The organism is Duganella sp. CF517, from assembly GCF_900110275.1.
GTDB lineage: Bacteria > Pseudomonadota > Gammaproteobacteria > Burkholderiales > Burkholderiaceae_D > Rugamonas.
This window is the reverse complement of sequence record NZ_FODC01000005.1, coordinates 61,605-81,916: the sequence shown is the minus strand read 5'-3', so window position 1 is coordinate 81,916 and position 20,312 is coordinate 61,605. Positions and strand designations below refer to the sequence as shown.

Below are 20,312 nucleotides of genomic sequence, written 5' to 3'. Positions count from 1 at the left end.
TGCCTTGCAATCACGCGGCCACGCTTTCCTGCGCCGCGTGCTCCTTTAAAAACTGCGCATACGCGTACGGCAGCTTGTCGAAATAGTGCGCCGGCAAGTCGAACAGCGCCCAATAATACGTCTCGCGCCCATGGCACAGCTGCGGCGCCGCGCAGTAGCGGTGCCAGCTGTCGCCGACTTCGCGCGCGTACATCCCGTCGCCCTCGGCATCCGAAAAGAACGGCAGCACCCGCCGCGCCAGCAGCGCATCGAGCAACGACGGCGGCGCGTCGCTGTCGCGGGCGATCTCGTACTGCGCGTACATGCCCTGTTCGGTCTCGATCATCATCAGCTTGGCCTTGCCGTGTTTGTCGAGGAACAGGATGCCGGTCGGATTCGGGAAAATGTAGTGCTCGACGAATCCCATCGACGCCATCAAATGCTGCACCAGGCCGGCCAGCACCGGGTCGCCCAGGAAATGATAGTTATGCAGCAGCACCAGCTCGCGCAGGGTTTCCGACTTGCCGTCGAAGTAGCTGCGTTGCAGCGCGGCGATCTCCACCTCCAGGATGTCGAGCGCGTGGTCGTCGCTCTTCTTGATGTAGCGGTCGATCAGGCCGCGGTTGAAGGCGCTGACGGCGATTTTTTCGTCGGCCGTGCCGGTGAACAAAATCTTCTTGCACGGCAGGTGGCTGACCGCCTCGCAAAATTCCAGTCCGTTCATTTGCGGCATCGAATAGTCGACCACCAGCACCGACGGCGTGGAGAAGCGCCGGCGCTGCTCGCCGATGCGGTAAATGCGTTCCAGGTCGAGCGCGATGTTGCACTGGTCGCCGGTGAGGTTTTGCATGTCGAAGTTCACCTGCAGCAGCACGCCGTCGTCCGCCTCGCTTTGGCGCAGCCATTGCAGCGCCGCCGAGGTGTCGTGGAAGGTTTTGCTCGCCAGCATGGGGTCGAGCTGGAACGACAGGCTTTTCAGGAACGAGCCGCTGTCGTCGACGAGCACGGTCAGCGTGGGGTGGGAATAGACGGGCAGATGCATAAATTCACCTCGAAGTGGACAACTGCTGGGGAAACTCCAGCACGAAGATGGCGTACGCGCTTTCGCGCGACACGCACCGGATGGTGGCGTTCCACGCTTCCATGATTTCCTGGCACAGCGCCAGGCCTATCCCGGCGCCATTGTGCGGCGGATAGGAATAGAAGCGGCGAAAAATCAGCGACATCTGCGGCGCCGGAATGCCGCAGCCGGTGTCGATGAACAGCAGGCGCGGCGGCTCGTGGGCGCCGTCGACGACGATGCGCACGCGGCCCTTGCCGGCGCGCTGCACCGCCTTGAGCGCGTTGCGCAGCAAATTGAGCAGGATCACCACCGACAGCTCGGCCTGGCCGGCGAAGCGGAAATTGCGGCGCACCTCCAGCGTGACCATTTTTTGCTGGCCGGCGCTGGAGAACGGGTAGCGCTTGAGCACCGCCTCGACCGCCGTCTCCATCGAGACCGCCTCGACCGGGCGCAGGTTTTGCCGCACCGCCGTGGCGCTGAGCAGGAACAGGTCGATCATGTGGTTCATGTGCCGCACCTCGAACTGGATGCGGGCCAGCGCGTCGATCGTGCCGAGCCGGTCTTCGGCCACGCGGCCGTTGATGTCCGAGAACAACCTGAGCAGGCCGCGCACGTTGGCGTCGACGCTGGTCAGCGGCGTGCGCAGCTCGTGGGCCACGGTGGCCAGCCCCGCGCCCAGCCCGGCCAGCTTTTCCTGCGCCAGCACGTTGCGGCTGATCTTGGCCGCCGACAGCACGGCGATGGTGAACCATTGCACCGGCAATTGCTGCAACACCGGCTTGCCGAGCAGGGTGGCGGCCTCACCGAGCGCGACGACGACCACGCACGCCAGCGCGGTGCCGATCACATAGGCCCGCAGCGCCAGGCCGGTATCGAAGTGGAACAGCACGACCAGGCCGATCAGCAGCGACTCGGCCCACACGCCCGAGGCGTGGTTCATGACGAACATGAATGTGAAGAAGAACGGAAAGATGTAGCTCAGCGCCACCAGCAGGTACAACTCGAGCATGCGGCGCGTGAACTGGCGCGCGAACAGGCCCAGCGCGCACAGCAGGATGCCGACCATGCGCAGCGGCAGGCTTTCATATTCCTGCGGGAAAAAATGCTGCCAGATCACGTAATACAGCGGCATGCCCACCGTGCCGATGCACGCCAACAGCAGCACGCGCACCGTCGCATGGTCCTCGCGGCCATGATAGAGCAGCAGCGACTGGACCACTCCGTGTTGCCAACGTTTCCAGCGTGCTTGCAGGGGATGCTTCATGGCCGATGTGACGTGTATCAAGTTTGCATCATCGCCTGAAATCGGAACATGCCCGGCCATATCAAATCACAAGTTGATTTGCATCAATCTCCCTCTCTTTATTTGCTGCAAGGTGCGACATGAGATTCACAAATTGCAACCTTTCCACTTCCGAGGAGATCATAAAATGTCCCGAGCTATCGCTGAAAACCGCATGCGTGGCAATGCCACCTCCCTTTCCCATGGCTTGACCCTATCCGCCGAGCAAGCCATGCCGGACTATGTCAACGCCCGCATGGACCAGCATTACATCACCCGCATCGAACAATTGCTGGGCGGCGAGCACCCGCACGCGTGGCAGCCGACGCCGCGCGGCACGGTGTTCTTGGCCGGCAACGACTATCTGTGCCTGGGCGGGGAGCCGGCGCTGGTGGGCGCGCAGATCGCCGCGCTGCGCGACAGCGGCGGCGGAATGCTGATGTCGGCCGTGTATTTGCAGGAGGGCAGCGCCCAGCACCGGCTGGAGCGCCGGTTCGCCGCGCTGATGGGCGCGCAGGACGGCATCCTCGCGCAATCGGGCTGGGCCGCCAATGTCGGCCTGGTGCAGACCCTGGCCGCGCCCGGCATCCCGGTGTACCTGGACATCCAGGCCCACGCGTCGCTGTGGGAGGGCGTGCAGTCGGCCGGGGCGGCGCCGGTGTCGTTCCTGCACAATGACATGCAGCACTTGCGCAAGCAACTGGCGCGCCATGGACGCGGGCTGATCGCCGTCGACGCGCTCTACAGCACCAACGGCAGCGTGGCGCCGCTGCGGGAGCTGGTGGAGATCGCGGAGCAACACGGCTGCCTGCTGATCGTCGACGAATCGCATTCGCTGGGCACGCACGGACCGCGCGGCGCCGGGCTGGTGGCGGCGCAGGGCTTGAGCGAGCGCGTGCATTTCCGCACGGCGTCGCTGGCCAAGGCCTTCGCCGGGCGCGCCGGCTTCATCACGTGTTCGAACAAGTTCAAGGGTTACTTCCTGTCGGAATCGCGGCCGGCCATTTTCAGCTCCTGTCTGCTGGGTCACGAACTGGCCTGGTTCGACGCCGCCATCGATTTCGTCGCGGCGGCCGACGACCGCCGCGCCGCCTTGCGCGCGAACGCGCTCGAGCTGCGCGAGGAGTTGGGCGCGCTCGGCTACAACGTCAGCGAGGGCAGCGAGCAGATCATCGCGCTGGAGCCGGGCCCCGAGCCCAAGACCTTGGCGCTGCGCAAGCTGCTCGAGACGCACGGCATCTACGGCGCCATGTTTTGCGCGCCCGCCACCGCCAAGAACCGTTCGCTGGTGCGGCTGACGCTCAACTCGGGCCTGGACGGTTCGCAATTGGCGCGCATCGTCCAGGCGTGCGAGGATATCCGCCCGCAGGTCGACCTGGAGAGCTGGTCGTCGACGCGGCGTCTGGACCGGCTGGCGCTGGTGTAAGGGGCGGTGGCGCGCATTGTGTACGTTGCGCGCCCGGCGCCCCGGTACGCTATCATGACGGCTATGACTGAACCACAAACCCCACAAACCCCGCAATCCCTTTACGAAGTGATCGGCGGCGAATCGCGCGTGCGCGAGATGGTCGACCGTTTTTATGATTTGATGGAACTCGAGAGCGAGTTCGCGCTGCTGCGCGCGGCCCATCCGCCGACGCTCGACAACGCGCGCGAGCGCCTGTTCATGTTTCTCAGCGGCTGGATGGGCGGGCCGGACCTGTACATCGAGGCGCACGGCCATCCGCGCCTGCGGATGCGGCACATGCCGTTCGCCATCGGCACGCGGGAGCGCGACCAGTGGCTGCGCGCGATGGCGTGGGCGATGGAGGATGTCGGCATCGACGAGGCGCTGCGGGTGCGGCTGATGGAGTCGTTCTACCAGACCGCCGACTGGATGCGCAACAAGCCGGATTGACACGATGACCCAGACCGAATTTCTGCTGGCGGCGCTGGCGCTGTTTCTCCTCCTTGTGCTTGTGATGCAGGTGGTGGCGCTGCTGCGCGGGCGCGCCGGCGGCGCCCAGGCCGACGCCGGCCTGGCCGAGCGCATCGAGCGCGTCGAGCGCGAGGTGCGGATGCAGCTGCAAACGACGGCCCAAACCACGCACGCGGCCACCGTGCAGCAGTTCGAGGACATGCGCCGCCAGCTCCAGGCGCAAGGGCTGGTCGGACGCGAAGAGCAGAGCCGGGGCCTGAAGCAGTTCGCCGACAGCATGAACCAGGCGCTGGCCCGGCTGACCGAGTCGAACGCGGCGCGCATGCAGGAGGTGCGCGCGACGCTGGAGGCCAAGATCAAGGATCTGCAGGCCGACAACGGCGCCCGGCTCGAAGAGATGCGCAAGACCGTCGACGAGAAGCTGCACGCGACGCTGGAGACGCGCCTGACGGCGTCGTTCCTGCAGGTGTCCGAGCGGCTCGAACGCGTCCACCAGGGGCTGGGCGAGATGCAGCAGCTGGCGCTGGGCGTCGGCGACTTGAAGCGGGTGCTGACCAACGTCAAAACGCGCGGCACCTGGGGCGAGGTGCAGCTGGAGATGCTGCTCGAGCAGGTGCTCACGCCGGAGCAATACGGGAAAAACGTCGAGACCATCGCCGGCAGCGGCGCGCGGGTCGAATTCGCGCTCAAGCTGCCGGGCCAGGTGGAGGGCGGGGCGCCGGTGTGGATGCCGATCGACGCCAAATTCCCCAAGGAGCAGTACGAACGCCTGCTGGACGCCGCCGACCGCGCGGACGCCGAGGGCGTGGCGTTGGCCGGGCGCGAGCTGGAACGGGCGGTGCGCGGCGAGGCCAGGACGATCTCCGAGAAATACGTGTCGCCGCCGCACACCACCGATTTCGCCATCCTGTTCCTGCCGACCGAGGGGCTGTACGCGGAAGTGATGCGCCGTCCGGGGCTGGCCGATGAACTGCAACGGCTGCACCGCATCAGCATCGCCGGGCCGTCGACGCTGTCGGCGCTGCTCAACAGCCTGCAGATGGGCTTCCGCACCTTGGCGCTGGAAAAGCGCTCGTCCGAGGTGTGGCAGGTGCTGGGCGCGGTGAAGACGGAGTTCGCCAAGTTCGGCGACGTGCTGGCCGCGACCAAGCTGACGTTGGAACGCGCCGCCAAGAACATCGAATCGGCGGAGACCCGCAGCCGCCAGATGGCGCGCAAGCTCAAAACGGTGGAGGCGCTGCCGAGCGAGGCGGCGCAGTTGCTGCTGGGGCCTGAACTGGATAAGCCAGATCTCGAGACCGACTAGAACGCGGGACTAAAAAACGGAGCCGATCATGCCAGGACGTAGCCTTGATTTTTCCACCGTCGGCATGCCGGCCGTCCAGCGCGACAAGATCGTCAGCGCGGCCGACGCGGTCGGCCTGATACGCGACGGCGACACCATCGCCACCGGCGGGTTTGTCGGCGTCGGTTTCGCCGAAAATATCGCGGTGGCGCTGGAGCGGCGCTTCCTGGCGCCGGCGTCCGACGGCGGCGGCCATCCGCGCGACCTGACCCTGGTCTACGCGGCCGGGCAGGGCGACGGCAAGGATCGCGGCCTCAATCACCTGGCGCACGAGGGCATGCTCAAACGCGTCGTCGGCGGCCACTGGAGTTTGGTCCCCAAGCTGCAGCAGCTGGCCATCGCCGGCAAGATCGAGGCGTACAACCTGCCGCAAGGCGTCATCAGCCAGCTGTTTCGCGACACCGCCGCCGGCAAGCCGGGATTGCTCACGCACGTCGGCCTCGGGACGTTTGTCGATCCGCGCCACGGCGGCGGCAAGATCAACGACCGCACCACCGAGGAGCTGGTGGAGGTGGCCACCATGGGCGGCAACGAATACCTGTTCTACAAGGCGCAGCCGGTGCACGTGGGGATCATCCGCGGCACGACGGCCGACGCCAACGGCAACGTCACCATGGAGCGCGAGGCGCTGACCTTGGAGGCGCTGGCGATCGCGATGGCGGCGCACAACTCCGGCGGCATCGTCATCGTGCAGGTCGAGCGGATCGCCGAGCGGGGCACGCTCAACCCGCGCCAGGTCAAGATACCCGGCATCCTGGTCGACTGCGTGGTGGTGGCCGAGAAGCCCGAATACCACATGCAGACCTTCGCCGAGCCCTACAACCCGGCCTTCGCCGGCGAGCTGCGCGTGGCCTTGTCGGCGATGGCGCCGATGCCGCTATCGGAGCGCAAGATCATCGCGCGCCGCGCGCTGATGGAGCTGCGGCCGAACAATGTCGTCAACCTCGGCATCGGCATGCCCGAGGGCGTGGCCAACGTCGCGGCGGAGGAGAAGCTGCTCGACCTGGTGACCTTGACGGCCGAACCGGGCGTGATCGGCGGCCTGCCGGCCGGCGGCTTGAACTTCGGCGCGGCCACCAACGCGGACGCCGTCATCGACCAGCCGTACCAGTTCGATTTCTACGACGGCGGCGGGCTCGATGTGGCCTTCCTCGGCCTGGCGCAGGCGGACCGGCACGGCAATCTGAATGTCAGTAAGTTCGGCAGCAAGCTGGCCGGCGCCGGGGGCTTCATCAATATCAGCCAGAACGCGCGCAAGGTGGTGTTCGTCGGCACCTTCACCGCCGACAAGGGGCGCACGCGCAAATTCGTCGCGGAGGTAGAGCATCGCACCTACAGTGGCGAATATGCCGCGCGGCGGGGGCAGGAAGCCTTGTTCGTCACCGAGCGTTGCGTGTTCAAGCTGGTGCTCGATGGCGGCATGTCGGGATTGGAGTTGATCGAGATCGCGCCCGGCGTCGATCTGGAGCGCGACATCCTGGCGCAGATGGATTTCAAGCCTTCGATCAGCGCGCAGCTGAAACTGATGGACGCGCGCATTTTCGCGCCGTTGCCGATGAACTGGCGGGTCGATTTCCTCGCGCGGCCGCTGGAGCAGCGGCTGGTGTACGACGCGCAGCAGCAGCTGTTCTTCGTGAACTTCGAAGGTTTCGAGGTGGGCGACGCGGCCACCATCGAGCGTATTTGCGCGCTGGTGTCGGAGCGCCTGGCGCCGTTGGGACGCAAGGTGCCGGCGGTGATCAACTACGACAATTTCTCGATCGCGCCGGACTTGATGGACCAGTATGTGGAGGCGGTCAACCAGCTGGCGGAGCGCTACTACAGCAAGGTCACGCGCTACGCGCACAGCACCTTCATGCGCGCCAGCCTGGGGCGGGCGTTCCGCCGCATCGAGAAGGACGCGGCGCTGTTCGCCGATTCGGCCGAGGCGCTGCTGCGGTTAAGGCAGCAAGAGTAGGCGCGGCGCTAAATCAACCCGTCAAACAGGATGATGTCGACCGGGTCGCCAACGGCGACGCCGGCCTGCCCGTGCCGCAGCACGACAATGCAATTGGCCTCCGTCATCGAACTGAGGATGCCCGAGCCCTGCGCGCCGGTCAGCCGCACCTGCGCGCCGCCATCGACGCCGGTCGAGACGATGCCGCGCTGGTACTCGGTGCGGCCGGGGCGTTTGCGGATCGCTTCCGTGGCCCGCGCGCGCGTCGTTTGCGGCATGGTCCGCGCCTCGTCCACGCCCATCATGCGCAACAGCGCCGGCCGCGCGAACAGATAGAACGACACCATCACCGCCACCGGATTGCCCGGCAATCCGAACAGCCAGGCGGCGCCGTCGCCGGTCCGCACCTCGCCGAAGGCGAGCGGACGGCCCGGCCGCATCGCCAGCTTCCAGAAAGCGACGTCGCCGAGCAGCGCCATGATGTCGCGCGTGTAGTCGGCCGCGCCCTCGGACACGCCGCCCGAGGTGATGATGGCGTCCGCCTCCCGGCATGCCGACCGCAGCGCCGCCTGCAGCGCCGCCGGGTCGTCGCGCACGATGCCCAGGTCGACGACCTCGCAGCCGAGGCGCGTGAGCATGCCGAACAAGGTGTAGCGGTTGCTGTCGTAGACGCAGCCCGTATCGAGCGTGTCGCCCAGCGAGCGCAGTTCGTCGCCGGTGGAGAAGAACGCCACGCGCAGGCGGCGCCGCACCGTCACTTCGGCGATGCCGAGCGACGCGACCAGACCCAGATCGGCGGGACGCATGATTTTGCCTCGCGCCAGCGCGACGCCGCCGGCGGTCAAATCTTCGCCGGCGAAGCGGCGGTTGGCGCCGGCGCGGATCGTGCCGTGCGCGATGGTCACGCTCGATTCGCCGATCGCCGCCGCCAGTTCCTGCGGCAGCACGCTGTCGCAACCGGGCGGCATGGCGGCGCCGGTCATGATGCGCACGCATTCGCCGGGCGCCGCCGTTTTTTCGAAGGGACGGCCGGCGTAGGCGGCGCCGATGACCTTGAGGGTGACCGGTCCGGCGCCCGCGTCGAGCGGCAAGTCGGCGCCGCGCAGCGCGTAGCCGTCCATCGCCGAGTTGTCGTAGGCGGGGACGTTGATCGGCGAGATGATGTCCTCGGCCAGCACGCGGTCCAGCGCCGAGCATACAGCGACTTTTTCGGTCGCCGCGACAGGCGTGACGCGCTGGGCGATCAGCCGGCGCGCCTCGTCGACGGGCAGGGCGTCCGGGTCGCCGGCCGGGGATGCGGCGGGGACCGGCGTCGCGGCGGGTGTGGCCGCTTCGGGCTCGTGCCGCTTCAACTCTTCCAGCGTATTGATATTGCGGAAGGCGGAGGCGTCGTCGAACATCACCTCGGCCACGCGCAGCGATTTGTGCCAGCCCTCCACGCGGCGCGCGCCGGTGGCGAGGTAAGCCTCCAGTTGCGGCAGCAGGCTGGCCTTGAGCAGGCTGAATACGGGATGCGGCTGGCGGTAGGGGGCGCCGCCATCCTGTTCGTCCGTTTCCATGGTCACGGCGACGGCCAGGTCGGCATTTTCGGTCTCCAGCGCGGCGTACAGGCGCGCGGCCAGGTCGGCCGGCAGGAAGGGCGAGTCGCACGGCGCCGTCAATAGCAACTCGGTGGCGCAGTAATGCAAGCCCGCTTGCAGGCCGGCCAGCGGGCCTTCGAAGCCGCTCATTTGGTCGGGCATGACGACGGTGTCGGCGCCGGCGGCGGCCTGGTATTGCGGCAGATTGCGGTTGGCGTTGATGGCGACGGTGTCGACCTGCGGCGCCAGGCGGCGCAGCACATGGGCGATCATGGTGGTGCCGCGGAACGGCTGCAAGCCTTTGTCGACGCGGCCCATGCGGGTGCCGCGCCCGCCCGCGAGTATCAGCCCGGTGATCTTGCTCTTCACAGACACTACCCTCCGATGTAAGACATTTCGACCTTGTTGGCGCTGCGTGGCAGGCCGTCGGTATTGTTGGTGCGCAGTTCGGAATAGCGGTCGCCGCGCGCGCGCCACAGGTGCGCCAGCACGGTGCTGATTTCCTCGTCGCTGCGGCCCTCGCGCAGCAGCGCGCGCAGATCGTGGCCGCTGGTGGCGAACAGGCAGGTGTAAAGCTTACCCTCGGTCGACAGGCGTGCGCGCGAGCAGTTCGCGCAGAAGGCTTGCGTGACGCTGGAGATCAGGCCAATCTCGCCGGCGCCGGCGCCGGCGCCGTCGTTGTCCACGTAGCGCCAGCGCGCCGCCGTTTCGCCGGCGTAGTTGGCGGCGACCGGCTCGAGCGCCATCTCGGCCTGGATGCGGCGCACCACCTCGGCCGACGGAATCACCTCGTCCATCTTCCAGCCGTTGGAGGCGCCGACGTCCATGTATTCGATGAAGCGCAGGATGAACGGCGTGTTGCGGAAGTGGCGCGCCATCGGCAGGATCTGGTCGTCGTTCATGCCGCCCTTGACCACCATGTTGATCTTGATCGGGCCCAGGCCCACCTGGTGCGCCACGTCTATGCCCTTGAGCACGTCGTCGACCGAGAAGTCGACATCGTTCATGCGCTGGAAGGTGGCGTTGTCGAGCGCGTCGAGCGAAACGGTCACGCGTTGCAGGCCGGCGTCCTTGAGCGATTGCGCCTTGCGCGCCAGCAGCGAGGCGTTGGTGGTCAGGGTCAGGTCGAGCGGCTTGCCGTCGATGGTTTTGAGTTCGGCGAGCATGCCGATCAGGCGTTCGAGGTTCTTGCGCAGCAGCGGCTCGCCGCCGGTCAGGCGGATTTTCTCGACGCCGTGGGCGATGAAGGTCTTGGCCAGCCGCGTGATCTCCTCGAACGACAGCAGCGAGGTGTGCGGCAGGTACTGGTAATCGTTGTCGAACACCGCCTTCGGCATGCAATAGACGCAGCGGAAGTTGCAACGGTCGGTCACGGAGATGCGCAGGTCGTGCAGCGGCCGCGCCAGCTGATCGCTCAGCAGGCCGGTGGGCGCTTCCAGGATCGCGGGAATGGCCGGCGCGCCGCGGCGCTGCTGGGCCATCATGATGATTTTTTCTGCCATGACTCTACAATATTGCTGTTAAGGAAATTCGCTTACCGCCGAAGGAGCTACGATAGCACGATGGCGCCGAGCGGGTTTAGCGGCCATATCAAACCACGTCGGCAGAATGAAAAAAGGGAAGCGCGCGGCTTCCCTTTTTTTTTCGCTACTTCACCAGCTTAGCGGCGGGTGTCGACTTGAACCAGCGGCTCGTCCGCTTGCGGTGGCAGTGGCTTGCGTTCGCGTGGAACGCGCACCGGGGCCGCTACCTTGGCGGCGGCTTCCTGCGCCGCGCGCAGCTTGGCCGGGTCGGTGGCTGCCAGGGTCAGGCCGGCGGAGCCGAGCACTGCCTGCAGGTCGATCGGGGCGGCTGGAGCGGCAGGGGCTGCTACAGGGGCGGGTGCCGGGGCGGCCACTGGTGCCGGCGCCGGGGCTGGCACTGGTGCTGGCGCGGCAGCGACTGGCTCCGCGACGGCAGGCGCTTCAACCGGTGCCGACACTGGCGCTTCGACCTTGGCTTCCACTGGCGCTTCGATCGGAGCGACCTCGGCTGCCACTGGCGCGGCGGCTTCGGCGACCGCCGCTGGCGCGGCGACCGGCTCGGCGACCGGGGCCGCAAAGGCGTCCTCGGTTTGAACCGGCGTTGCCGCTTCGGCTGGCGCCTGGGCTTGCATCACAACGGTGCCGTCGAGCGAGGCTGCGGCCGGCTCGGCCACTGGCGCCGCTTCGATCGCTGGCGCCGGGGCCGCGGCTGCAGCGGTCTCAACCACAGGTGCCGGCTCGGCCGCTTCAACGTTCGCGGTAACCGGCTCGGCCGTCACGGATGCTTCGACCGGCGCCGGTGCGACATCGGCGTCGGTTGCCACGGCGGCCGCTTCGGCCGCCGGAGCGACGCTGAAGCTCGGCGTTTTGTGCTCGCCGTGCTCGCCAGCTTCGCCGGCCGCTTCGGTTTCCTGGCCGTCGATACCTTCGACGCCCTCGCCACCTTCGCGGTCGCGGCGGTTGCGGTTGCGACCGCCACGACGGCGGCGGCGGCGCGGTTCTTCGCCGTCGGCCGTCACGTCGTTGTCATCGCCCTCGGGACCGGCGTTCGGCGCGGTCTTCAGGATGCTGGTGGCGGCGTCGGCGCCGGTCAGCGGACCGGTCGATGCCAGACCCGCGTTCAAGGCCAGCTCTTCCACTTTGGCTTCAACCGGGGCCTTGTCGGCGCGCGGTTCGCGTGGTGGACGCGGAGTGCGCTCGGCACGTTCCGGACGCTCGGCGCGCTCGGGACGTTCGGCGCGCTCGCGCGGCGCCTGGCCGTCGGCGGTGATGCCGGCGCCGGTGTTCTCACGCGGCTCGCGCGGTTCGCGCGGCGGACGTGGCGGACGGGCCGGGCGGCCGCTGGCGTCGACCGGCTTGGCGTCATCCGCCGCCGGACGGGCCGCGCCCGGTTCGCGCTCTTCGCGCTCGCCACGGGCGCCTTTGCCGTTACGGCTGCGGCCGCGCGGGCCGCGGGCGTTGCGGTCGCCACGGTCCGGCGACGGCGCCTTGACGACGATGGTCGGCTGCTGCGGCTGCGCGACCGGGGCCGGTTTCGGGCTCAGGAAGCTGAACAGCTTGGCGAAGAAGCCTTGCTCGGCCGGTGCGGGCACCGGCGCCGGGGCCGGCGTGATGACGGTTTCGGCCGGCTTGCGCTCGACCAGCGGGGCCGGCTGGTCAGGCGTGATGGTCTTGACCATGGCTTCCTGGCGCGGCTTGGCTTCTTCCTTCTGGCGCTTGCTGTAGGCCATGTCGGTTTCGGCGCTCTCGGCCAGGGTGTAGCTGGCCTGGCTGTCTTCCAGACGCGGATCGTCGTGCTTGATGCGCTCGAGCTTGTAGTGCGGCGTGTCCAGATGCTTGTTCGGGATCAGGATCACGGCGATGCGGTGGCGGTTTTCGATCTTCAGCACTTCGCCGCGCTTTTCGTTGAGCAGGAAGGCGGCGACGTCCACGGGCACCTGCACGTGGATGGTGGCCGAGTTTTCCTTCATCGCCTCTTCCTGGATGATGCGCAGCACTTGCAGCGCCGACGATTCGGTGTCGCGGATGTGGCCGGTGCCGGAGCAGCGCGGGCACGTCACGTGCGAACCTTCCGACAGCGACGGACGCAGGCGCTGGCGCGACAGTTCCATCAGGCCGAAGCGGGAAATCTTGCCCATCTGAACACGGGCGCGGTCGTGGTGCAGCGCGTCCTTCAGGCGCTGTTCGACTTCGCGCTGGTTCTTGGCCACTTCCATGTCGATGAAGTCGATCACGATCAGGCCGCCCAGGTCGCGCAAGCGCAGCTGGCGCGCCACTTCCTCGGCCGCTTCGCAGTTGGTGTTGAAGGCGGTGGTCTCGATGTCCGAGCCGCGCGTGGCGCGCGCCGAGTTGACGTCGACCGACACCAGCGCTTCGGTGTGGTCGATGACGATGGCGCCGCCCGATGGCAGCGGCACGGTGCGCGAGTACGCCGTTTCAATCTGGTGTTCGATCTGGAAACGCGAGAACAGCGGCACGTCGTCGCTGTAGCGCTTCACGCGGTGCACCATGTCGGGCATCACGTGGCTCATGAACTGGTGCGCTTGTTCGTAGATATCGTCGGTATCGATCAGGATCTCGCCGATATCGGGCTGGAAGTAGTCGCGGATCGCGCGGATCACCAGCGACGATTCCTGGTAGATCAGGAACGCGCCGGAGGCCGACTTGCCGGCGCCTTCGATCGCGCGCCACAGTTGCATCAGGTAGTTCAAGTCCCACTGCAGCTCGTCGACGTTGCGGCCGATGCCGGCGGTGCGGGCGATGACCGACATGCCAGGCGGCAGGTCCAGCTTGTCCATGGTTTCGCGCAATTCCTGGCGCTCTTCACCTTCGACACGGCGGGAAACACCGCCACCGCGCGGGTTGTTCGGCATCAAGACCAGATAGCGGCCGGCCAGCGAGACGAACGAGGTCAGGGCGGCGCCCTTGTTGCCGCGCTCTTCCTTTTCGACCTGGACCATGATTTCCTGGCCTTCGCGCAGCGCTTCCTTGACGGAGGCGGTACGGACGTCGACACCTTCACGGAAATAAGTGCGGGCTACTTCTTTGAAAGGGAGGAAACCGTGGCGATCTTCGCCGTAACTGACGAAGCACGCTTCCAGCGAGGGCTCGATGCGGGTGATCACGCCTTTGTAGATGTTGGACTTGCGCTGTTCGCGTCCGGCGGTTTCGATGTCGATATCGATCAGTTTCTGACCGTCGACGATCGCTACGCGCAGCTCTTCTTGCTGCGTAGCATTAAACAACATGCGTTTCATTTTTATTAACTCCGCGACCCGTGGGCCATCTCTATGCCGTTCGCCCTGGAGCGAAACGGCGAGGTACAGGGATATACGCGAGAATTAAGACGATTGCGGTGGGTATGCCCATCCTGTGCGGCGCAGCGACGCGGGCGGTGAGCCAGCATTGCGGCCGCAACTGGGCGCATGAAAGTCGATCGACATGCCGAGTGCCCGCATCACCTGCAACTCTTCCATGCGGCCCGTAGGGGAGGCAGAGAAATGCAGGCGGTGGGCAGCGTCGTTGAAAGCCAAATCCTGACCAGGCTTACGTACTACAAGTATTACAACTTCGATATTTACAACTTCGCGAAGTTGCAATGTAACCAGGCTGGTTTTAGCCTTCCGTCGCTTGCAGCAAAGCATGGGGTCTGGCGAAAACGGCAAGCGTTATCAACTTCATCAACCGGCCAGCCTGGCTCGAAGCCAGGCTGGCCGGACTTTATCCTTACAATCCAATCATTTTAATTCTGCATCCATGCCGGCATCCGATTACAACAACGGTGCAACCTTGATTCCCGCATGGCTGGTGCGTATACATATTTTCCTCTGAATTTGCAATTTGGCGAGGCCAGTGGTGACGCCCCTGTGTAAAATGTGCTTTTATTCTTACACTTGCCGCAGTTCGAACCGCAGCGAAACAATTATATATTCAAAATGAAGGACTTAGAGAGATTTCTGGGAAGACAGAGCAAATGAAGATGCAAAATGATGTTGTTCCCCCTTCAACACCGCTGCCGCTGCAAGCACAATTCGTCACCATCACTGAAGAAGAAGCCGGCCAACGCATCGACAACTACTTGTTGCGTATTTGCAAAGGCGTGCCGAAAAGCCACGTTTACCGCATCCTGCGCTCGGGCGAAGTGCGCGTCAACAAGGGCCGTATCGACCAGTTGTACCGTCTGGTGCAGGGCGACGTGGTGCGCATTCCGCCGGTGCGCATCGCCGAAAAAGCCGACACCACGCACGTGCCGGCCGCCGAATTCAAGGTCATTTTCGAAGACAGCCACTTGTTAGTCATCGACAAGCCGGCCGGCGTGGCCGTCCATGGCGGCTCTGGCGTGTCGTTCGGCGTCATCGAACAGCTGCGCGCCTCGCGTCCGGACGCCAAGTTCCTCGAACTGGTGCACCGGCTCGACCGCGACACCTCCGGCTTGCTGTTGCTGGCCAAGAAACGCTCGGCGCTGACCAACCTGCACGAGCAGATGCGCGACGGCCATACCGACAAGCGCTATCTGACCATGGTGGCCGGCGACTGGAAAAACGCGCGCCAGCACGTCAAGCTGCCGCTGCACAAGTACACGACGGCCGACGGCGAGCGCCGCGTGGCGGTGCAGGCCGAAGGCTTGCCGTCGCACACGGTGTTCTCGCTGCTGAAGAAATTCAAGGAGTTCGCGCTGCTGGAAGCCGAGCTGAAGACCGGACGCACGCACCAGATCCGGGTTCACCTGGCATCGTCCGGCTTCGCCATCCTCGGTGACGACAAATACGGCGATTTCGCCCTGAACCGGGTCCTGCTGAAGGCCGACGCGACGCGTGGCGCGCTCAAGCGGATGTTCCTTCACGCCCATCAGATTACGTTCACCCACCCTGATTCCGGAAAAATCATGACGTTGAACGCGCCATTGGCCGCCGAATGTGAACGATTCTTGGTAAGCTTGGGAAAACCTCTTAACTAATCGCAAATATTCTAAGGAGCCGGCCGCCGTTAGCGGCCGGAACACATGGCAAGAAAGCAATTTGATCTGATCGTCTTCGATTGGGATGGCACCCTGATGGATTCCACCTCGACGATCGTGAAGTGTATCCAGGCGGCGGCGCGCGATTTGTCGCTGCCGATCCCGCGCGACGACGTCGCCGCCCACGTCATCGGCCTCGGCTTGCACGAGGCGATGCAGGCGGTGCTGCCGGAGGTGGACCCGTCGTACTATCCGCGCATGGTGGAGCGCTACCGCTACCATTTCCTGTCGCGCGACCATGAACTGGCGTTGTTCCCCGGCGTGCAGGATATGTTGGTGGAGTTATCCCAGAGCGGCTATTTCCTGGCCGTGGCCACCGGTAAAAGCCGGGTCGGCTTGAACCGGGCGATGAACGACGTTAAGCTGTTGTCGATGTTCGATGCCACGCGTTGTGCCGACGAAACGTTCTCCAAGCCGCACCCGGCCATGCTGCAGGAATTGACGCGGGAATTGGGGCAGGATATGCGCCGTACCGTGATGATCGGCGATACTTCGCATGATTTGCTGATGGCAAACAACGCCGGCGCGTCCGGCATCGCGGTGCAGTATGGCGCCCATCCGGCCGACCAGCTGGCGGCCTGTCAGCCGCTGTACTCGGCGGCCACCGTGGCCGAACTGCATCAATGGTTGAGCGAGCACGCTTGATGAACGAAGAAATACTGGTCTGTGCGTCGGACGCGGTGCTGGAAGGCGGCAAGGGCGTGCGCTTCGCCGTCACCGCCGGCGGCGCCGACGGTACCGGCTTCGTGGTGCGCTACGGCGGCATGGCCTACGCGTACCTGAACCGCTGCGCCCACGTGCCGATCGAGCTCGACTGGGCGGAGGGCGAGTTTTTCGAGTCCAGCGGCCTGTATCTGATGTGTTCCACCCACGGCGCGATCTACGTGCCGGAGAGCGGTCTGTGCGCCGGCGGCCCGTGCCGCGGCGGACGGCTGCGGCCGATCGGCGTGGTCGAACACGATCAGCGCATCTTCTGGCAGCCCGACGACTACGTACGCCCGCTTGTCCCGAAAACGCCTGAAAACCTCCAACCTAAGTAATCCATGAGCGACAACATCGACAGCCACCATCTTCCACCGACGCCGGCGCCACCGGTGACCCCGTCCGTACCCGCTGCCAACTGGGAGCGCGAGGTGCTGGAAAAACTGGTGTTCGCCACCTTGAAAGAGCAAAAATCGTCGCGCCGCTGGGGGATCTTCTTCAAGTTCGCCACCTTGCTGGTGATCGTCGTCGCGCTGAGCACGTACTTCGATTTCAGCTGGACCGGCTCCGAGGAGACGCTGGGCCGCCACACGGCGCTGATCGAAATCGAAGGCGCCATCGAATCGGAGGGCAGCGGCGCCGCCTCGGTGGTGATCCCGGCGCTGAACAAGGCGTTTTCCGATTCCGGCTCGGTCGCCGTCGTCATGCACATCAACAGCCCGGGCGGCAGTCCGGTCCAGGCCGGCATGATCGTCGACGAGATGAACCGCCTGCGCAAGGGTTATCCGGGCAAGCCGCTGTATGTGGTGGTCGACGAGATTTGCGCCTCCGGCTGCTATTACATCGCCGCCGGCGCCGACCGCATCTATGTCAACAAGGCCAGCATCGTCGGTTCCATCGGCGTGCTGATGGACGGTTTCGGCTTCACCGGTTTCATGGACAAGGTCGGCGTCGAGCGCCGCCTGCTGACGGCCGGCGAGAACAAGGGCTTCATGGACCCGTTCACGCCGCTCACGGACAAACATAAACAGTACGCGCAGGCGATGCTCGACGAGATCCACCAGCAGTTCATCCAGGTGGTGCGCAACGGCCGCGGCAAGCGGCTCAAGGAAAGCCCGGAGATGTTCTCCGGCCTGTTCTGGACCGGCGCCAAGTCGATCGACATGGGCCTGGCCGACGCCCTGGGCACGGTCGACAGCGTCGCGCGCGACGTCATCCGCGCCGAAGACATCGTCGACTACACCCAGCACGAAGGCCTGCCAGAGCGCGTGCTGAAGAAATTCGGCGCGGCGATGGGCGCCGGCGCGATGAAATCGGCGGTCGGCACCGCGACGCCCAGCCTGCGCTGACGCCTTAGCCGCCAGGGCCGGATGTCTGGCGTAGCGATAAACATTAACAATCCGGTCTTATTTAGGCTTGCATATCCGACTTGGTGGACTATAGTAAGGGGGTAGTTCTTTCCAAGGGAGGCCGATATAAACAGTTTATCTCGTTGTCAGCAGATCTTGATTCAATGTGATTGAACTACTTAAACCGCATCATGGATGCGGATTTGAGAGAATTTCGATTCCTCGTCAGAGTCCCTTCAGGGGACTGAAAACAGCGGCGCAATGCCGCTGTTTTCTATTGGGCGCAGCATCGCCGGGTCGGTGTCGGCATGCAAGTCCGGGGCCGGGCCGCCGTCGCGCAGCGCGTGTCCGACCGCTTCGCGCTGCCGGTCTTCGTGGTGCCGCTCCGGATCGGATTGCGCGAAGCCGCCCGCTTCCAGCCAGGCGAGAAAATGGGCTTGGCGCTGCTGATGCCAGCGGGTCTGGACGTCCGTCACCAGGGGAGGGGTGCAGCCGCGGCAGCGGGCCAGCAGTAGTTTGGTTCGGTGCATGGCGGCCTGCTCCTGTGCCGCCGGGTTAACCTTGAGTACGGTGGTCATATTGTCGTCCTGCTGAGTATTTCCTAGTCCATTAGGCGGATTCCTAATGAGCTTTGAGTCTACCCATTCAATCTTCGGGGCACTTGATGCGGATCAATAAAACAAGCTGTCCAGGACATTGCACTGTCGCGCGGACGCGACCTTTCCGCCATCGTCCCCGCATCCTTCCCGCTGCCTGGCGCATCCTGTAAAATCCGGCCATGAGTAAATTATCCCTGGACCGCATCCTGCAATCGCAGGGTTATGGCACCCGCAAGTACTGCCGCTCCCTCATCGAGGATGGCGAAGTGAGCATCGACGGCGTCGTGCACGACAATTACAAAGCCAGCATCGAGACCGATGGCCTGGTGTTGACCATCTTCGATGAGCAGTGGGTCTATCGCGAACATTTGTACATCGCCCTGCACAAGCCGGCCAATTTCGAGTGCTCGCGCAAGCCGAGCCACCATCCCGGCGTGCTGACGTTGCTCCCCGAACAGTTCACCTGGCGCGACGTGCAGCCGGTCGGCCGGCTCGACCACGACACCACCGGCATGCTGCTGATGTCCGACGATGGCCCGTTTATCCACGCACAATCGTCGCCGAAGCGGCATGTTCCAAAGATTTACCAGGCCACGACGCAAGACCCGGTCACCGACGAGCTGGTCGCGCAGCTGCTGGCCGGGGTGCAATTGCACGACGAGCCGGCGCCGCTGGCCGCGCAAACCTGCGTGCGCCGCGGCGAGCATTTGCTGGAGATTGTGCTCGAGCAGGGCAAATACCACCAGGTCAAGCGCATGCTGGCGGCTGCCGGCAAACATTGCAGCGCGCTGCACCGGTCGGCCATCGGCGGCCTGACCCTCGAATCGCTCGGCATCGCCGAAGGCGAGTGGTGCTACCTGACGGCCGAACAGCTGGCGCTGCTGGCGCCTGCCGCGGCGCCCACCGCCGCATGAAGCTGGCGACGCTGAAGGACGGCACCCGCGACGGCCAGCTGGCCGTCGTCGCGCGCGACCTCAAAACGGCGCAACTGGCCGACGGCGTGGCGCGCAGCCTGCAGCGCGCGCTCGACGACTGGGCCTTCATCGCGCCGCAACTGGAGGCGATCTACCACGACCTGAACCAGGGGCGCGCGCGCCGCGCCTTCGATTTCGATCCGGCCAACTGCATGGCGCCGCTGCCGCGCGCGTTCCAGTGGGCCGACGGCTCGGCCTACGTCAACCATGTCGAGCTGGTGCGCAAGGCGCGCGGCGCCGAGATGCCGGACGCCTTTTGGGAGCAGCCGTTGATGTACCAGGGCGGCAGCGACGAGCTGCTGGGTCCGACCGACGATATCGAACTGTTCCACGAGCAGTGGGGCATCGATTTCGAAGCGGAAGTGGCCGTGATCACCGACGATGTGCCCATGGGCGCGACGCCGGACCAGGCGCACCAGCGCATCCGGCTGCTGATGCTGGTCAACGACGTGTCGCTGCGCAACCTGATTCCGGAAGAGCTGGCCAAGGGGTTTGGCTTTTTGCAAAGCAAGCCGGCCACCAGCTGTTCGCCGGTGGCGGTCACCCCGGACGAGCTCGACGACGCCTGGAAGGGCGGCAAGGTGCATTTGCCGCTGCGCTCGACGTGGAACGGCAAGCTGGTCGGCCAGCCGCATGCCGGCGTCGACATGGTGTTCAACTTTCCCCACTTGATCGCCCACCTGGCGGCCACGCGCAACGTGCGGGCCGGGACGATCGTCGGCTCGGGCACGGTGTCCAACAAGGACGCCAAGCGCGGCTATTCGTGCATCGCCGAACAGCGCGCGCTGGAAATGATCGCCGGCGGCGCGCCGCTCACGCCGTTCATGGCCTTCGGCGACACCATCCGCATCGAGATGCTCAACGGCGACGCCAAGTCGGTGTTCGGCGCCATCGACCAGAAAGTCGTTCAAAAGGCAAGCTAGCCAAATAGACAATTGCCGTGCGGAATCAGTGAGCAAGCACTGAAATACCGCCGTATTCGACCGATGGTCGGGTCCTGCCGCACTCGATAATGGCAACATCGAAATACATCACGCGGCAGGCC

At 65.3% G+C, this 20,312-nt stretch carries 17 protein-coding genes; 11 read left to right on the top strand and 6 right to left on the bottom strand.

The window, feature by feature from the left end:
- Positions 1-10: 10 nt before the first annotated feature.
- Positions 11-1,021 (bottom strand): response regulator, encoded by a 1,011-nt coding sequence (locus BMX85_RS19700; protein ID WP_090322563.1) that lies wholly within the window; start codon positions 1,019-1,021, stop codon positions 11-13.
- A gap of 4 nt (positions 1,022-1,025) precedes the next feature.
- Entirely contained in the window at positions 1,026-2,306 is a 1,281-nt protein-coding gene (locus BMX85_RS19695; RefSeq protein WP_090322558.1) for a sensor histidine kinase, read from the bottom strand.
- A gap of 166 nt (positions 2,307-2,472) precedes the next feature.
- Here BMX85_RS19695 and cqsA point away from each other — a divergent pair, with 166 nt between their 5' ends.
- The 4 genes from cqsA to BMX85_RS19675 are packed head-to-tail and all read left to right on the top strand — an operon-like array spanning position 2,473 to position 7,544.
- Complete coding sequence (cqsA, locus tag BMX85_RS19690; RefSeq protein ID WP_373923895.1) at positions 2,473-3,750, top strand: alpha-hydroxyketone-type quorum-sensing autoinducer synthase; 1,278 nt, start codon at positions 2,473-2,475, stop codon at positions 3,748-3,750.
- Positions 3,751-3,804: 54 nt separating this feature from the next.
- Complete coding sequence (locus BMX85_RS19685) at positions 3,805-4,221, top strand: group II truncated hemoglobin (RefSeq protein ID WP_090322546.1); 417 nt, start codon at positions 3,805-3,807, stop codon at positions 4,219-4,221.
- Positions 4,222-4,225: 4 nt separating this feature from the next.
- Complete coding sequence (gene rmuC, locus BMX85_RS19680) at positions 4,226-5,548, top strand: DNA recombination protein RmuC (protein ID WP_090322541.1); 1,323 nt, start codon at positions 4,226-4,228, stop codon at positions 5,546-5,548.
- Between the two features lie 28 nt (positions 5,549-5,576).
- Positions 5,577-7,544, top strand: coding sequence for an acyl CoA:acetate/3-ketoacid CoA transferase (locus BMX85_RS19675; protein WP_090322537.1), 1,968 nt, complete (start codon positions 5,577-5,579; stop codon positions 7,542-7,544).
- A gap of 8 nt (positions 7,545-7,552) precedes the next feature.
- On the opposite strand, the gene glp is transcribed toward BMX85_RS19675, so the two are convergent.
- The 3 genes from glp to BMX85_RS19660 all read right to left on the bottom strand — a co-directional run bounded on the left by glp (position 7,553) and on the right by BMX85_RS19660 (position 13,883).
- Positions 7,553-9,472, bottom strand: coding sequence for a molybdopterin molybdotransferase MoeA (gene glp, locus BMX85_RS19670; protein ID WP_307173877.1), 1,920 nt, complete (start codon positions 9,470-9,472; stop codon positions 7,553-7,555).
- 5 nt (positions 9,473-9,477) lie between these two features.
- The gene (moaA, locus tag BMX85_RS19665; RefSeq protein WP_090322531.1) at positions 9,478-10,605 is read right to left on the bottom strand and encodes a GTP 3',8-cyclase MoaA; all 1,128 of its coding nucleotides are present in this window, start codon (positions 10,603-10,605) and stop codon (positions 9,478-9,480) included.
- Positions 10,606-10,763: 158 nt separating this feature from the next.
- On the bottom strand, positions 10,764-13,883 hold the full coding sequence (locus tag BMX85_RS19660) for an Rne/Rng family ribonuclease (protein WP_090322526.1): 3,120 nt from the start codon (positions 13,881-13,883) through the stop codon (positions 10,764-10,766).
- A 168-nt stretch (positions 13,884-14,051) separates the two neighbouring features.
- On the opposite strand from BMX85_RS19660, the gene BMX85_RS30195 reads away from it, so the two are divergent.
- The 5 genes from BMX85_RS30195 (at position 14,052) to BMX85_RS19640 (ending at position 17,694) form a co-directional block, all read left to right on the top strand.
- Positions 14,052-14,372: a hypothetical protein gene (locus BMX85_RS30195; RefSeq protein WP_143068035.1), complete on the top strand. Its 321-nt coding sequence runs from the start codon at positions 14,052-14,054 to the stop codon at positions 14,370-14,372.
- A gap of 227 nt (positions 14,373-14,599) precedes the next feature.
- Positions 14,600-15,583, top strand: coding sequence for an RluA family pseudouridine synthase (locus tag BMX85_RS19655; RefSeq protein WP_090322522.1), 984 nt, complete (start codon positions 14,600-14,602; stop codon positions 15,581-15,583).
- A 45-nt stretch (positions 15,584-15,628) separates the two neighbouring features.
- Positions 15,629-16,288, top strand: coding sequence for an HAD-IIIA family hydrolase (locus tag BMX85_RS19650; RefSeq protein ID WP_090322517.1), 660 nt, complete (start codon positions 15,629-15,631; stop codon positions 16,286-16,288).
- Positions 16,288-16,683, top strand: coding sequence for a Rieske (2Fe-2S) protein (locus tag BMX85_RS19645; RefSeq protein ID WP_090322514.1), 396 nt, complete (start codon positions 16,288-16,290; stop codon positions 16,681-16,683). Before BMX85_RS19650 ends, BMX85_RS19645 begins: the two co-directional genes overlap by 1 nt.
- A gap of 3 nt (positions 16,684-16,686) precedes the next feature.
- Complete coding sequence (locus BMX85_RS19640) at positions 16,687-17,694, top strand: S49 family peptidase (protein ID WP_090322511.1); 1,008 nt, start codon at positions 16,687-16,689, stop codon at positions 17,692-17,694.
- 236 nt (positions 17,695-17,930) lie between these two features.
- Here the strand turns inward: BMX85_RS19640 and BMX85_RS19635 are convergent, their stop codons facing one another.
- Complete coding sequence (locus BMX85_RS19635; RefSeq protein ID WP_090322507.1) at positions 17,931-18,272, bottom strand: hypothetical protein; 342 nt, start codon at positions 18,270-18,272, stop codon at positions 17,931-17,933.
- A gap of 200 nt (positions 18,273-18,472) precedes the next feature.
- On the opposite strand from BMX85_RS19635, the gene BMX85_RS19630 reads away from it, so the two are divergent.
- Entirely contained in the window at positions 18,473-19,207 is a 735-nt protein-coding gene (locus tag BMX85_RS19630; protein ID WP_090322504.1) for a pseudouridine synthase, read from the top strand.
- Positions 19,204-20,190: a fumarylacetoacetate hydrolase family protein gene (locus tag BMX85_RS19625; RefSeq protein WP_090322501.1), complete on the top strand. Its 987-nt coding sequence runs from the start codon at positions 19,204-19,206 to the stop codon at positions 20,188-20,190. Before BMX85_RS19630 ends, BMX85_RS19625 begins: the two co-directional genes overlap by 4 nt.
- The last annotated feature ends 122 nt before the right edge of the window (positions 20,191-20,312 follow it).

Bases quoted from the DNA above. Each gene is read 5' to 3' on its own strand.
- BMX85_RS19700 (WP_090322563.1), bottom strand. From the start codon at position 1,021: ATGCATCTGCCCGTCTATTCCCACCCCACGCTGACCGTGCTCGTCGAC.
- BMX85_RS19695 (WP_090322558.1), bottom strand. From the start codon at position 2,306: ATGAAGCATCCCCTGCAAGCACGCTGGAAACGTTGGCAACACGGAGTG.
- cqsA (WP_373923895.1), top strand. From the start codon at position 2,473: ATGTCCCGAGCTATCGCTGAAAACCGCATGCGTGGCAATGCCACCTCC.
- BMX85_RS19685 (WP_090322546.1), top strand. From the start codon at position 3,805: ATGACGGCTATGACTGAACCACAAACCCCACAAACCCCGCAATCCCTT.
- rmuC (WP_090322541.1), top strand. From the start codon at position 4,226: ATGACCCAGACCGAATTTCTGCTGGCGGCGCTGGCGCTGTTTCTCCTC.
- BMX85_RS19675 (WP_090322537.1), top strand. From the start codon at position 5,577: ATGCCAGGACGTAGCCTTGATTTTTCCACCGTCGGCATGCCGGCCGTC.
- moaA (WP_090322531.1), bottom strand. From the start codon at position 10,605: ATGGCAGAAAAAATCATCATGATGGCCCAGCAGCGCCGCGGCGCGCCG.
- BMX85_RS19660 (WP_090322526.1), bottom strand. From the start codon at position 13,883: ATGAAACGCATGTTGTTTAATGCTACGCAGCAAGAAGAGCTGCGCGTA.
- BMX85_RS30195 (WP_143068035.1), top strand. From the start codon at position 14,052: ATGAAAGTCGATCGACATGCCGAGTGCCCGCATCACCTGCAACTCTTC.
- BMX85_RS19655 (WP_090322522.1), top strand. From the start codon at position 14,600: ATGAAGATGCAAAATGATGTTGTTCCCCCTTCAACACCGCTGCCGCTG.
- BMX85_RS19650 (WP_090322517.1), top strand. From the start codon at position 15,629: ATGGCAAGAAAGCAATTTGATCTGATCGTCTTCGATTGGGATGGCACC.
- BMX85_RS19645 (WP_090322514.1), top strand. From the start codon at position 16,288: ATGAACGAAGAAATACTGGTCTGTGCGTCGGACGCGGTGCTGGAAGGC.
- BMX85_RS19640 (WP_090322511.1), top strand. From the start codon at position 16,687: ATGAGCGACAACATCGACAGCCACCATCTTCCACCGACGCCGGCGCCA.
- BMX85_RS19635 (WP_090322507.1), bottom strand. From the start codon at position 18,272: ATGACCACCGTACTCAAGGTTAACCCGGCGGCACAGGAGCAGGCCGCC.
- BMX85_RS19630 (WP_090322504.1), top strand. From the start codon at position 18,473: ATGAGTAAATTATCCCTGGACCGCATCCTGCAATCGCAGGGTTATGGC.
- BMX85_RS19625 (WP_090322501.1), top strand. From the start codon at position 19,204: ATGAAGCTGGCGACGCTGAAGGACGGCACCCGCGACGGCCAGCTGGCC.